Annotated in this window: 15 protein-coding genes and 1 pseudogene; 13 read left to right on the forward strand and 3 right to left on the reverse strand. The window is 41.4% G+C overall.

The window, feature by feature from the left end:
* Window positions 1-349: 349 nt before the first annotated feature.
* Window positions 350-529: pseudogene (locus tag B5G32_RS14275) on the forward strand (MurR/RpiR family transcriptional regulator); the annotation flags it as partial.
* Window positions 530-646: 117 nt separating this feature from the next.
* Complete coding sequence (locus B5G32_RS14160; protein ID WP_239386226.1) at window positions 647-1,111, forward strand: hypothetical protein; 465 nt, start codon at window positions 647-649, stop codon at window positions 1,109-1,111.
* A 23-nt stretch (window positions 1,112-1,134) separates the two neighbouring features.
* On the opposite strand, the gene B5G32_RS08570 is transcribed toward B5G32_RS14160, so the two are convergent.
* The 3 genes from B5G32_RS08570 to B5G32_RS08580 form a co-directional block, all read right to left on the reverse strand.
* Complete coding sequence (locus B5G32_RS08570; protein WP_087936418.1) at window positions 1,135-2,520, reverse strand: leucyl aminopeptidase family protein; 1,386 nt, start codon at window positions 2,518-2,520, stop codon at window positions 1,135-1,137.
* A gap of 145 nt (window positions 2,521-2,665) precedes the next feature.
* A complete protein-coding gene (locus B5G32_RS08575) occupies window positions 2,666-3,037 on the reverse strand; it encodes a hypothetical protein (protein WP_224762555.1) in 372 nt (123 codons plus the stop codon).
* Window positions 3,038-3,082: 45 nt separating this feature from the next.
* Window positions 3,083-3,700, reverse strand: coding sequence for a YczE/YyaS/YitT family protein (locus B5G32_RS08580; RefSeq protein WP_087936419.1), 618 nt, complete (start codon window positions 3,698-3,700; stop codon window positions 3,083-3,085).
* A gap of 343 nt (window positions 3,701-4,043) precedes the next feature.
* On the opposite strand from B5G32_RS08580, the gene B5G32_RS08585 reads away from it, so the two are divergent.
* From B5G32_RS08585 to B5G32_RS08630, 11 genes are all read left to right on the forward strand, one after another.
* A complete protein-coding gene (locus B5G32_RS08585) occupies window positions 4,044-7,088 on the forward strand; it encodes an SrtB-anchored collagen-binding adhesin (RefSeq protein WP_087360366.1) in 3,045 nt (1,014 codons plus the stop codon).
* A 191-nt stretch (window positions 7,089-7,279) separates the two neighbouring features.
* A complete protein-coding gene (locus B5G32_RS08590; protein ID WP_087360368.1) occupies window positions 7,280-7,606 on the forward strand; it encodes a YdcP family protein in 327 nt (108 codons plus the stop codon).
* 16 nt (window positions 7,607-7,622) lie between these two features.
* A complete protein-coding gene (locus B5G32_RS08595) occupies window positions 7,623-8,015 on the forward strand; it encodes a YdcP family protein (protein WP_087360371.1) in 393 nt (130 codons plus the stop codon).
* Window positions 8,016-8,018: 3 nt separating this feature from the next.
* Window positions 8,019-8,276: a hypothetical protein gene (locus B5G32_RS13690; RefSeq protein ID WP_143746619.1), complete on the forward strand. Its 258-nt coding sequence runs from the start codon at window positions 8,019-8,021 to the stop codon at window positions 8,274-8,276.
* Window positions 8,277-8,290: 14 nt separating this feature from the next.
* A complete protein-coding gene (locus B5G32_RS08600) occupies window positions 8,291-9,673 on the forward strand; it encodes an FtsK/SpoIIIE domain-containing protein (RefSeq protein ID WP_087360373.1) in 1,383 nt (460 codons plus the stop codon).
* 2 nt (window positions 9,674-9,675) lie between these two features.
* Window positions 9,676-10,083 (forward strand): hypothetical protein, encoded by a 408-nt coding sequence (locus B5G32_RS08605; protein ID WP_204209677.1) that lies wholly within the window; start codon window positions 9,676-9,678, stop codon window positions 10,081-10,083.
* A 240-nt stretch (window positions 10,084-10,323) separates the two neighbouring features.
* The gene (gene mobT / locus B5G32_RS08610; protein ID WP_162606824.1) at window positions 10,324-11,514 is read left to right on the forward strand and encodes a MobT family relaxase; all 1,191 of its coding nucleotides are present in this window, start codon (window positions 10,324-10,326) and stop codon (window positions 11,512-11,514) included.
* Window positions 11,515-11,529: 15 nt separating this feature from the next.
* Window positions 11,530-11,670, forward strand: coding sequence for a DUF3789 domain-containing protein (locus B5G32_RS08615; RefSeq protein ID WP_010817889.1), 141 nt, complete (start codon window positions 11,530-11,532; stop codon window positions 11,668-11,670).
* A complete protein-coding gene (locus tag B5G32_RS08620) occupies window positions 11,667-11,888 on the forward strand; it encodes a hypothetical protein (RefSeq protein ID WP_010817890.1) in 222 nt (73 codons plus the stop codon). The genes B5G32_RS08615 and B5G32_RS08620 overlap by 4 nt, the downstream gene beginning before the upstream one ends.
* A 184-nt stretch (window positions 11,889-12,072) precedes the next feature.
* Window positions 12,073-12,531 (forward strand): VOC family protein, encoded by a 459-nt coding sequence (locus B5G32_RS08625; RefSeq protein WP_087203348.1) that lies wholly within the window; start codon window positions 12,073-12,075, stop codon window positions 12,529-12,531.
* A 26-nt stretch (window positions 12,532-12,557) separates the two neighbouring features.
* Entirely contained in the window at window positions 12,558-12,971 is a 414-nt protein-coding gene (locus B5G32_RS08630) for a DUF3788 domain-containing protein (protein WP_087203349.1), read from the forward strand.
* Window positions 12,972-13,061 lie beyond the last annotated feature (90 nt).

Raw genomic sequence — 13,061 nt, forward strand, 5'->3', positions numbered from 1 at the left:
AGAAGGCAAAGATCAGAAGATACGAATGAATACATTTAGAAACAAGTATCAAAAGATAGCAGTAAAGGTCATACGACATGCAAGAAGAATCATATTGTCATTTAGCAGTGCATATAGATATAAGAAGAAATTCTTAAAATACTATCAAAAACTGCAGAATTAAAACATAAAATCCATAGTTTATTGAAAGTAGTTGAAAAACTACACTTTTTTAGCTACGGTTATTCACAATTTTACGGTGGATAACATTTTTTAAGCTAGAAAATAGACATGATTTATAAGTTTTTCATCACAAATTTGCTTTCATGAATAATTTGGGTTTAATCTCGTTATCATACTTTTATCAACAATTAATAGTGAACCTAAAGATTCTAATAATTATAAAATAGCAAAATTCTTAATAGAAAACATTAGGAATCTAGAGGATTTCTCTATATCTGAACTTGCAAAAACATGTTATGTTTCTAATTCTAGTGTTTCACGTTTCTGTAGAGAGATTGGCCTTAATGATTTTAATTCTTTAAAAACCCAAATAGCAAAAATTCCTCTTGAATACCAGCATGCACATCATAAATTTGATTTCAAAAGTTTTGATGAACAAAGTTTATCTAAATCATATACTTTATCAGTTATAGATAATTTAAATATGCTTTATTCTACAGAATTAGATAAACAGATCAAAGAGCTCGTTATTGATATATATCAATATAAACACGTTGCTGCATTTGGATATATGCATTCTCAAAATGTTGCCTTAAATATGCAATATGATCTTCAAACAAGTGAGAAAATGATTTTTACAAGAATTAAATTTGCTGATCAAATAGATTACATATCTCATTCTCATGAAGATACTTTAATTATCATTTTTTCTGATACAGGAACATATTTTAATCGTGTTTTCTCTAGAACAATACCTTTTAAAAATAATAAATCTAAACCTAAGATTGTCATGATAACATCTGCTGATAATCTTAATATTCCTTATGTAGATAAGTATATTTGTTATAAAAGGAGAAAAGATTATTCTAGTCACCCTTATGCGCTGACTATGATTGCTGATATGATATGTATAGAATATTCTAACTACATACAAGAAAAGAATATTTAAAAAACCGAGAAAAATCTCGGTTTTTATTTACTAAACATATTAACAACTGATCTAATCATGGCTCCTGTTGCACCAGTACCATCATTGTCCGCTGTTCCTGCAATATCTAGGTGAATCCATTTTGTACCTTCTTCTACAAAAGCATTCAAGAAATTAGCCGCAATGCTTGCTCCCGCACCAGGTTTTCCCATAGAATTTTTGAAATCTGCGCTATTTGATTTAATTTTTGCGAAATATTCATCATCCATTGGTAATCGCCATCCTTTTTCATCGGCTGCTTTCATGGCTTGTTCAAATTCTTGATAATAGGCATCATCATTAGCGAAAACACCTGTATAAACATCTCCTAAAGCAGCTACGCATGCTCCTGTAAGAGTCGCTAAATCAATAAGATGACTAGCTCCTAGTCTTTGTGCATACGTGATAGCATCACATAAGATCAGTCGTCCTTCTGCATCTGTGCTTACGACCTCGACTGTCTTTCCTGATAGTGTTGTGATGACATCCTGTGGTTTATAGGCTTTTCCATTCACCAAATTCTCTGTCACTGGAATGATTCCATAAACATTTGTCTTGGCTTGGATGCCAGCAAGAATCTTCATGATTCCTAAAACATCTGCTCCTCCACACATGTCATACTTCATGCCATAGCTGTTTGATTTCAGGTTGTATCCTCCTGAATCAAATGTAATTCCTTTTCCTATCACGGCTTTATGTGGTGCATTTCCATTATGCGTATACTTCAATACAATCATGTAGGCTGGTATATGACTTCCCTGATTGACGGACAGAATGCCTCCTGCTTTCATTTCCTCTAAGGCACTCTTGTTGAGTATTGTATATTCAATGTTATACGCCTTAGCCAGTTCGACAGCTTCTTTGACCATGTCTTCTGGTGTCATCAGATTGGATGGTGTATCGGCAAGTCTTCTGGCATAGTTGATGCCTTCTCCATAGATTCTTCCTGTTTCAATATCCTTTTCAACATATCCTGATGATACAATATCCAAATCAGTTATCATTTTCGCGTCATGTCCAATCTTGCATTCCTCATATTGGGCAATGATATGTGATTCTACCCATATTCTGACAAAGGCATGCTTGTCAATACCTTCATCAAGATGATCAGTCATCAGCTGAACAGGCTCGTTAATATTTTTTGAAATATTCAAAACTAACTTTCTAAGTTTGGCAGTCGTTAGTTCACTGACATCACCAAGACCAACAAAAAGAATATAAGGGAAATCATATTTTCCAAGTGTATAGACTTTTGTTGAATGATTGAAGTCTTTATTGATGATTGTGTTGATATCATATCCTAAGGTATCACATATATCATTCAAGACACTTTGATGGTGATAGATCGGATAAATCATTATTTTATTGTCTGGTTGTTTTAACTGTTTCATGAAACAATCCTCCTTATGATATATATCATATCACTTTTTGATAACGAAATAAAATAATTCATTAATTTTACCCTTAATCCTATAATATTTGCTTATTCTCTTATTTTTTAAAGAGAATAAAAAATATGAAACATATTGTTTCATATCAAAATAGCCAATCCCATATCAAGGATTTTGTTTCTATATCTTCAGTTGTTTCACAATAATTGACCTTTAAATCTCCTGTTAAAGTTTTCCCTTTTCCTTTTCCTAAAACAATAGTATAAACACCCTGTTTAAAGGTTGCCTGATAATCACTCTGGTGATCAGCTAAAGCCTGATCTGGATTATCAACCCCTTTGACCCATTCTTTATAATCTGTTAGTAATTGATTTTTTATATCATACATGTCTTGAATATCAGTTTGTTGATAACTGTTAGATATAATTTTATATTTAGGAACGTCACTTTTTGCTTCAACACTGACACATAACATGCATACAAGTATAATAAAAACGATTTTTTTTATATTGTTCATATTGTTTATCACCTCATATGTGAATTATGAACACATATAAAAACTTTATACCTGAATAAATAATCTTTTTTGAAGAAGATATTGCCAGACTTTAATAAGCCTACCAATCATAACTGCTGAAATGATAGTTCCTATACCTATTCCCATAATAGGATTATGTGTTATCCAACTTAAAACAAGCGAACATAAAATCATAGAAATATCAAACATATTTTTGACATTATAGAAAGGATAATGGAAAACTTCACTTATTGTTTTCACAATGCCATCGCCTGGATTCAATACAAAGTTTGTTTCACTTGTCAAATAAACGCCTAAAGAAATACAAAGTAAAGCGATACATAATAGTAACAGTGAATGTATAAAAGATGATGGTGTTATATGAATGATATAATCATAAAAATCATTAAGATAACCAAATACAAAAGATAACGGTATTTCTAAAAGGTATTCCTTAGTTATTTTCTTTGATAATAAACATTGTATTCCAACAAACACTATATACCAGATAATAGAGGCTGTTCCTAATGATATATGAAATATTTGACTTGTTGTATAAATGGAACTTGATAAAGCAGCAACTCCCAGTCCTGTAGAAATATTCAATACAATTCCTAATGCTAAAAAATTTAAACCAATAATATAAATAATGATTTTTTTCATAATCTAACTCCTTCAATTTATACTTATTTTAATCAATTTATTATAATTGTAACATAAAAAACAACTAAAAATCTGATTGTCTGCTAAAACACTGTACTTATCAGCACATTCAAGGATTGAAATACTTCAAATTACTACGATTTTACTACCATTGAATGAGCCTTGATACGTTAGAAATCCCAGATTTGCAAAGATATGGTACAGCACATCAGTATTGAAAAACAAAAATTGAATATCGCAAGTAGATTATGGAACGCCGATATTGACGTTCCTTTTCTATTTCCAGCCGTTCAGAAATGGACGGCTTTTTCTATATCCAAACGAAAGGAGAATTTTAAAAGCTATGAAAAAGATATTGAAGCGATTAGCCACAGGCTTCCTTGCCTTTGCGACTATCGTTACCGCTTTGCCGACAACGGCAGTCCACGCTTCTGAAACGCAATACTGGACAGAAAGTGCGGAGCGAGCAGGCTATATCGAAAAGGTTATGAATGACGGTTCTATCGGTTCGACCTTTAATGAGGGCATTATGAAAGTTGAGGGCGAAACTGCCTACTGCGTGGACATCAACACCAACTTCAAGAACGGCTACAAGACCAGAGCCGACGCAAGCACACGCATGAGTGCTGACCAGATTTCCGACGTTGCCCTCTCTCTGGAATACGTCAAGCAGTACGCACAGAGCCACAGCGAGTTGAATTATAAACAGGTCTATCTTCTTGAACAGTGCGTCGTATGGCAGAGATTGAGCGTTCATCTTGGCTGGCAATGCGATAACGTCAGAGCTTCCTATGATGAAATCTCAAAAGCCGTACAGGACGAGGTTTACGCTGGGGCGAAAGCCTTTGCCAGCGAGAACAAGGGACGCTATGAATGTGGCGGTTATATCTACTCTGGCGAGGGACAGGACATTGGACAGTTCTGGGCGAAACTTGCCGTAGGAAATGCCACCCTTAAAAAGACTTCCAGTAATGCCAGCATTACCGACGGAAACGGACTTTACTCTATCGCTGGTGCGACATATGGTGTCTATTCTGATAAGGACTGTACGAAACAGCTTGCCACCCTTACGACTGATAACAGCGGAAATACTGATACCGTGGAAGTAAAGGCTGGCACAGTCTACATCAAAGAGCTTTCTGCTCCTGCTGGTTATAAGGTAGACAGCACTGTCTATTCCTTAAATGTGGAAGCTGGCAAGACAGCGACACTCAATGTATCAGATACGCCAAAGGTCACAGATACCCTTATTGAGCTTTTCAAGATTGATATGGAAACACAGAAAGACGCTCCACAGGGCGACGCTTCTTTAGAGGGTGCGGAGTTCACATGGAAATTCTATGCGGGACACTATACTGCTGACAATCTTCCTAGCGAGCCGACAAAAACATGGGTAACAAAGACAATCGCTGAAAAGGACAGCGATGGCACTATCCATTATGTTTCCCGCCTTTCTGATGAATACAAGGTATCTGGGGACAGCTTCTATACACAGGACGGAAAGAACGTGCTTCCTTTAGGAACGCTGACTGTTGAGGAAACGAAAGCTCCTAACGGCTATCTTCTTAACGGTGCATATATGCAGGCTGACGGAAGCGAGGAACAGATTAAAGGAATGTACCTTACACAGATTACCGAGGACGGCGACATTGCCGTACTGTCTGGAAGCAATCAGTACCATGTATCAGACAAGGTTATCCGTGGCGGTGTAAAAATCCAGAAAAGAGATTTGGAAACCAGCGATACCAAAGGTCAAGGAAGTGCGACTTTGAAAGACACTGAATTTGAAATCATCTCCCTTAATGACAATGCCGTACTTGTCGAGGGGAAACTTTACAGCAAGAATGAAGTGGTAAAGACAATCCTTACCGACATTGAGGGCGTGGCTTCTACTTCTGCCGACCTGTTACCTTACGGAAAATACCGTGTTGAGGAAAGCAAAGCTCCAGAGGGCTATCTGACAGACGGTGCAGAACCGATTGAATTTGAAATCACAGAGGACGGGAAAATCGTTGACCTTACAGGTACAGACACATCAATCTACAATCAAGTCAAGCGTGGCGACCTAGAGGGTGTCAAGATTGGTGCTGGCACACACCAGCGTCTTGCGGGAGTTCCGTTTAGGATCACAAGCAAGACCACAGGTGAGAGCCATATTATCGTGACTGATGATAACGGGCAGTTCTCCACTTCTTCCGACTGGGCTTCCCACAAGAACAACACTAACGCAGGAAAGACCAGCGAGGACGGTATCTGGTTTGGAACAAGCGAGCCAGACGACAGCAAAGGTGCTTTGATTTACGATACCTATATCATTGAGGAATTACGCTGTGAGAGCAACAAAGGCTTTGAGCTTATCCCACCGTTTGAAATCGTGGTGTCCAGAAACAATGTGACCATTGACTTAGGAACACTTACTGATGAATACGAGAAAGAAATCTCTATCCATACCACAGCCACAGGCAAGGACGGCGAGAAGTCTATCGTAGCTGGCAAAGAGGTAACAATCGTTGACACGGTTACGCTTGACGGGCTAGAAAAAGGCACAAAATATCAGTTGAAAGGCTGGCAGATGTCGAAAGAGGAAAACGCCGAGCTTCTTATCGACGGACAGCGTGTGGAAAGTGATTACACATTCACAGCCGACAGTGAGGAAATGAAGATTGAAATAGAATACACGTTCAACGCTTCTTCTCTTGGTGGTCAGAACCTTGTTACCTTTGAGGAACTTTACGACCTTTCCAATGAGGACGAGCCTGTAAAGGTTGCTGAACACAAGGACATTGACGACGAGGGACAGACGGTGCTTATCACGGAGCGTATCATCTCTATCCATACCACAGCGACCAGCGAGGACGGAAAGAAAGAGATTGAAGCTGGAAAAGACGTGACAATCATTGATACCGTTACCCTTGACGGTTTGGAAATCGGCACTAAGTATCAGCTCAAAGGCTGGCAGATGATTAAGGACGAAAACGCCGAGCTTATCATCAATGGTGAACGTGTTGAAAATGACTATACCTTTACTGCCGACAGCGAAAGCATGGAAGTACAGATTGCCTTTACATTCGACGCTTCCGAGCTTGGCGGGAAAGAGCTTGTGACCTTTGAGGAATTATACGATTTGAGCAATCCAGACGAGCCGACTAAGGTTACAGAGCATAAGGACATTGAGGACGACGGGCAGACGGTGACAATCACAGAAGTACCAGAAATGCCGGAAGAACCAACAGAGCCGGAACAGCCGACCACACCAGATACACCGAGCAAGACAACAGACGCTCCAAAGACAGGCGATAACACAAACATTGCCTTATTCTTAGGACTTCTTGTTCTCTCTGGTGCAGGCGTGGCAGGAACATACTTCATCAAGCGTAGACGTTCATAATCGGACGGTCTGTTTATGATGATGAAGAAATCACGTTCCCCGCCGTATGTACTTATAACAGAAAATGAAAATTTAAACTGTTCCTTTTCTGTTAATCTGCTTGCGGATTGACGGAAAAGAACAGTCCACTAGGGGCGTGGGGAGTGTAGCTCCCCACATATCAATCACAGAAAGAAATGAGGTATGAACACATGAAATTGAAATATATCGTGCCTGACATGGCACAGACTTTTGGTAACTTAGAGTTTGCAGGAGAAAATGACGTGGAGCAACAGCGTATCAATGGTCGCTTTGTTCCCGTGACGAGAAGCTACAACCTGTATTCCGACATTCAGAGAGCCGACGATATTATCGTGGTGCTTCCCGCAAAGGCTGGGGAGAAGCGTTTCAAGTATGAGCAGAAAGTCAAGCTCGTCAATCCTAAGATTACCGCCGAGGGAAAGAACGTGCGAGGTCGTGGCTACACCAACTATATCTTAACGGCTGATGATATGCTTCCAGCCGAGGAAAGCAAGTAAAGGGGGGTATCAGATTATGAGATTAGCGAATGGAATTGTGTTAGATAAGGAAAAGACGTTTGGAGTGCTGAAATTCTCGGCATTAAGACATGAAGTGCGTGTGGAGAATGAGGACGGGACGACCAGCGAGGAAATCAAGCGTAGAACCTATGATTTGAAATGCAGTCAGCAGGAACGCACGATACAGGTATCTATCCCAGCGGAAATCCCTGTCAAAGATTATCCATACAATGCCGAGGTGGAGCTTATCAATCCTGTTGCCGATACGGTAGCAAACGCCAACTACCGAGGGGCAGATGTGGAATGGTACATCAAGGCAGACGACATTGTGCTGAAAAATAAAGGCGGTCAACCCGCAGGAAATCCACAGAACCACGCTCCGCAGGGACAGCAGAAAAATCAGAAGTAGCCTATGGAGAACGTAGCAGGCTATGAAGATTATGAAAGGGAGTTCCGAGAAGTCTCTCTTCCAGAATACCGCTGGCTGGCTCAAACTATGCTGACGCAGGCAATCGAGGATAGTGGCTGTCAAATGGACGGCAGTCTGATTATCTCCATGCACGATTATATCAGCAGGGACAAATGCTGGTACACATTCCAGTTTTCGATTGAAACGATAGACTGGAAAAATCCAGCCAGCAGGATATTTACCTATATCGGCTGTTACTGATGAAAGGAGTATCAATGGCATTTTACAAATACAAGGGAAAGCGTATCAGAGCCAGCGACAAGAACCTTGTGTACCGCTTCTGTGCGGGTACGCTCCTGCTCCTGTTCGTGGCTGTTCTCCTGCTACTGAACATGGGACAGCTCATGCGTACTGATTGGGAGCATTTCAGCTTACTTGATAATGGCGTGACGCTTTCTACATACAACTTCATAACCATAGGGATAGCGACTGGTGTTTGTGCATTGGTCGCTTTTCTTTATTACCACTTCTTCCATGACAGCTTCAAGAAGCTATTGCACCGTCAAAAGCTCTCCCGCATGATACTGGACAATAAGTGGTATGAAGCACAGACCGTACAGGACAGAGGTTTTTTCACTGACCTGCAGAGCAGATCAAGGGAAAAAATCGTCTGGTTTCCTAAAATCTATTATCAAATGGACACGGGCTTGCTCCATATCCGCTGTGAAATCTCTTTGGGGAAGTATCAAGACCAGCTCCTTAGACTGGAAGATAAGCTGGAAAGCGGGCTTTACTGCGAGCTGACTGACAAGACGCTCCATGACGGCTATATCGAGTACACCCTGCTTTATGACATGATAGCGAACCGTATCACGATTGACGAAGTAAAGGCTGAAAACGGGGGCTTGCGTCTGATGAAGAACCTTACATGGGAATACGACGCACTCCCTCACGCCCTTATCTGTGGCGGGACTGGCGGTGGAAAGACTTACTTTCTGCTGACAATCATTGAAGCCCTCTTGCAGACCAACGCCCAGCTTTACATCTTAGACCCTAAGAACGCTGACCTTGCGGACTTGGGTACGGTCATGGATAACGTGTACCACACCAAAGAAGATATGATTGAATGTGTCAATGCGTTCTATGAGGGCATGGTGGCAAGAAGCGAAGAAATGAAGCTCCACCCAGACTACAAGACGGGCGAGAACTATGCCTATCTGGGCTTACCACCCTGCTTCCTTATCTTTGACGAGTATGTGGCGTTCTTGGAAATGCTGGGGACAAAGGAAAGCATGAGCCTACTTAGCCAGCTAAAGAAAATCGTCATGCTTGGCAGACAGGCAGGCTATTTCCTCGTTGTCGCCTGCCAGCGTCCCGACGCAAAGTATTTCAGCGACGGTATCAGAGATAACTTCAACTTCCGTGTGGGCTTGGGACGTATCAGCGAGCTTGGCTACGGTATGCTCTTTGGAAGCGACGTAAAAAAGCAGTTCTTCCAGAAGCGTATCAAAGGGCGTGGCTATTGTGACGTGGGTACGAGCGTCATATCGGAGTTTTACACTCCCCTTGTACCAAAGGGGCATGACTTTTTACAGACTATCGGCTCTCTTGCACTGGCAAGGCAAGCCGTACCAGAGAAACAAAAGGAGATTGAATGATTATGGGATATTTGGAAATCCATTATGAACCAGAATGTACCGACAGTGTACTCACCTGTATCGGATTGGGCTATGGAAAATTCCTGTCCGATTTGGCTTTTACGGCAGACAGTGAATATAAACAGGACGACGACTATCCAGAAACACTTTTTCACAAAAGAATGTCGGAACTGCTGGAAGATTTGGCAGAGGACTATCTGGAAATGCCGTTGCTGTTTTCCGTGGAGCTTCCCGCACCTATGGCAAACCTGCTGGGCTGTCTTTTCCGCTATACGTTTCTTGTCATGGACAGGGAGCATTTCAGACAGGTATGCCGTGAATATGAGATTGACAAGGATATAGCCAGAAAATGCCTTTCAAGAGATACCGACTGTATCGTAGTTTATACGGGCATGACAAGGATAGGCTGAACCATTGACGGCTGGAACGGTCAGCGAAGCGACCCAGACCGTGCAAGCCGTCCTGTGGAGCAGGGCTTGCCCTGCTCCACGAAAGAAGCCCCTCGGTATCTAACAGAGGGGCACAATTCCGCTGGAAACTACGGTCAAAAAGTCTGTAAATCCCGCTTGGCAAAAGGGTTTTCTCTCACTCATGGCTGACTGTGACAATCGGCGGAAAATATCACACTTTCACGATTGGGGGTATGCAGGCTGAATGAAAGCACCTTTATAACCGCCTTGAAAGAGAAACGCTTATCTTATGGCGTGTCCCAGACAAGGCTTGCAATCATGGCTGGTATCAGCCGTGAACATTTGAACCGTATCGAAGCGGGAAAGGTAACGCTCACGGACGATATGCAGGACAAGCTCATGGAAGCTGTCGAGAAATTCAATCCCGACGCTCCCATGTTCCTGCTGTTCGACTATGTGCGTATCCGTTTCCCCACGCTGGATATCCAGCACATTATCAGAGATATATTGAAACTCAACATTGACTATATGCTCCATGAGGACTACGGACACTACAAATACACCGAGCATTACTATCTGGGTGATGTGTTCGTCTACACCTCACAGGACGAGGAAAAAGGCACGCTTCTGGAGCTGAAAGGAAAAGGCTGTCGCCAGTTTGAGAGCTATCTGCTGGCACAGGAGCGAAGCTGGTATGACTTCCTCATGGACGCTCTGGTTGAGGGCGGTGTGATGAAACGCCTTGACCTTGCCATTAACGACAGGGCGGGCATACTGGATATTCCAGATCTGACCGCCAAATGCAACCGTGAGGAATGTGTTTCCCTGTTCCGTTCTTTCAAGTCCTATGCTTCCGGCGAGCTGGTGAAGCACAACGAGCAGGACAAGGCGGGCATGGGACACACGCTGTATATCGGTTCTCTGAAATCAGAGGTCTACTTCTGCTGTTATGAGAAGAACTTCGAACAGTACGCAAAGCTGGGCGTGCCGATTGAGGAAGCCCCCATAAAGAACCGCTTCGAGATACGACTGAAAGATGAAAGAGCCTATTATGCCGTTCGTGAACTGCTGACCCATTATGACGCAGAACAGACGGCATTTTCTATCATCAATCACTATATCCGCTTCGTGGACAGAGAGCCGGAGAAGCGAAAGACAGACTGGAAGCTCAATGACCGCTGGGCGTGGTTTATCGGGAAAGACCGCCCGCCTATCAAACTGACGACAGACCCAGAGCCTTATACGCTGGAAAGGACGCTGGGCTGGATAAGCCGACAGGTCGCCCCTACACTGAAAATGCTGAAAAAGATAGACGCTGGCAACAGCACAAGCTATCTGAAAGAGATTGAGGACAACGCAAAGCTGACGGAAAAGCATTTGCAGATAATCAGACAGCAGACAGCGGACACAGAGGAGCTTATCACAGAATAAAGGAGAAATTTGATTATGGCAGAACTTGTCAAGGACTTGGTGCTGGTATCACTGGGAATGGGTATCGGCGTTGTCCTTATGTGTATCGCACAGGTCAGCAAAATGGCTGACGAAGAAATGGAAGAAATTAAAAAAGAAAGGATTGATAAAGAATGAATTTCGGACAGAACTTATACAACTGGTTTTTAAGCAACGCCCAGAGCTTGGTGCTTATGGCAATCGTGGTAATCGGTATCTACTTAGGATTTAAGAGAGAGTTTTCTAAGTTAATCGGCTTCCTTGTGATTGCCTTAATCGCTGTGGGGCTGGTATTCAATGCCGGCGGTGTCAAGGACGTGCTGTTAGAGCTGTTCAACCGTATCATTGGAGCGTAACAATCAATCGTTTGCGGTCACGCAAACTTACCTGTCCCCCTATGGGAGTTCGGGCATAGGGGGAATGAAAGGGGGTGACGGAATGGTACACAGATAAAGGATAGTCACGCTATGAATTTTATTGAACGGCATACTTATAACTGATATAATTTGAATATAAAATCAGTTAAAGGGGGCTGTAAAAATGAAATTAAAAAATCCTATGCTGGTAGTATCTGATATGGAGAAGTCTGTTGAGTTTTATAAAAAGGTGTTCGGACTTCATGTTATCATGGATTTCGGGGCAAACAAGACTTTAACGGGCGGACTGGCTTTACAGACACTTGAAACATACAGCGAATTTATAGGAACAGAGGATATTTCTTTTGGTGGAAACAATTTTGAAATATATTTTGAAGAAGATAATTTCGATAAATTTACCGATAAGCTAAAAGAATTTGAAATTGAATATGTCCACCCTATTATAGAACATTCGTGGGGACAGCGTGTAGTACGCTTCTATGACCCAGATAAGCATATAATTGAAGTGGGCGAAAATATGAAAGTGGTTTGCAAGCGTTTCTTGGATAGTGGAATGACACCAGAACAAGTTGCAGAGCGTATGAATGTTCCCATGAAATTTGTAAATGCTTGTATGCGATAAATCAAAGTGTTTGGAGGGTAAAAATTATGCTTGATAAAATACCAAATGCAGAGGAAATGACGAATTTGGTTGGACAATCATTGTATGATGTATGGAATAAGTTATGTGCTTTAATTGACGAAAAATATGAAATGGAACGTCTGTGGAATAAAGGTGGAAAGGCATGGACTTATGAGTACAAATATCGCCGAGGTGGTAAAACGCTCTGTGCGTTATATGCCAGAGAAAATTGTATAGGATTTATGATTATCTTTGGAAAAGACGAAAGAGCAAAATTTGAAGCAGAACGCAATGATTATTCTCAACAAGTCCAAAAAATCTATGATGAAGCTAAAACCTATCGAGATGGTAAATGGGTAATGTTTGAACCCACCGATACATCAATGTTTCAAGATTTTATTAAATTACTAGGAATTAAGAGAAAGCCAAATAAAAAGTAATAATTATCACGTTGGCGTATACGAAATCCTAATTTTACAATTTCATATCCCACACACAAAGCGGTTACTCCATTGGAGATCAACCGCTTT

This window comes from Massilimicrobiota sp. An80, from assembly GCF_002159255.1.
In the GTDB taxonomy this organism is placed as follows: Bacteria; Bacillota_I; Bacilli_A; order Erysipelotrichales; family Coprobacillaceae; genus Allocoprobacillus; species Allocoprobacillus merdigallinarum.

Bases quoted from the DNA above. Each gene is read 5' to 3' on its own strand.
- B5G32_RS14160 (WP_239386226.1), top strand. From the start codon at position 647: ATGCTTTATTCTACAGAATTAGATAAACAGATCAAAGAGCTCGTTATT.
- B5G32_RS08570 (WP_087936418.1), bottom strand. From the start codon at position 2,520: ATGAAACAGTTAAAACAACCAGACAATAAAATAATGATTTATCCGATC.
- B5G32_RS08575 (WP_224762555.1), bottom strand. From the start codon at position 3,037: ATGAACAATATAAAAAAAATCGTTTTTATTATACTTGTATGCATGTTA.
- B5G32_RS08580 (WP_087936419.1), bottom strand. From the start codon at position 3,700: ATGAAAAAAATCATTATTTATATTATTGGTTTAAATTTTTTAGCATTA.
- B5G32_RS08585 (WP_087360366.1), top strand. From the start codon at position 4,044: ATGAAAAAGATATTGAAGCGATTAGCCACAGGCTTCCTTGCCTTTGCG.
- B5G32_RS08590 (WP_087360368.1), top strand. From the start codon at position 7,280: ATGAAATTGAAATATATCGTGCCTGACATGGCACAGACTTTTGGTAAC.
- B5G32_RS08595 (WP_087360371.1), top strand. From the start codon at position 7,623: ATGAGATTAGCGAATGGAATTGTGTTAGATAAGGAAAAGACGTTTGGA.
- B5G32_RS13690 (WP_143746619.1), top strand. From the start codon at position 8,019: ATGGAGAACGTAGCAGGCTATGAAGATTATGAAAGGGAGTTCCGAGAA.
- B5G32_RS08600 (WP_087360373.1), top strand. From the start codon at position 8,291: ATGGCATTTTACAAATACAAGGGAAAGCGTATCAGAGCCAGCGACAAG.
- B5G32_RS08605 (WP_204209677.1), top strand. From the start codon at position 9,676: ATGGGATATTTGGAAATCCATTATGAACCAGAATGTACCGACAGTGTA.
- B5G32_RS08615 (WP_010817889.1), top strand. From the start codon at position 11,530: ATGGCAGAACTTGTCAAGGACTTGGTGCTGGTATCACTGGGAATGGGT.
- B5G32_RS08620 (WP_010817890.1), top strand. From the start codon at position 11,667: ATGAATTTCGGACAGAACTTATACAACTGGTTTTTAAGCAACGCCCAG.
- B5G32_RS08625 (WP_087203348.1), top strand. From the start codon at position 12,073: ATGAAATTAAAAAATCCTATGCTGGTAGTATCTGATATGGAGAAGTCT.
- B5G32_RS08630 (WP_087203349.1), top strand. From the start codon at position 12,558: ATGCTTGATAAAATACCAAATGCAGAGGAAATGACGAATTTGGTTGGA.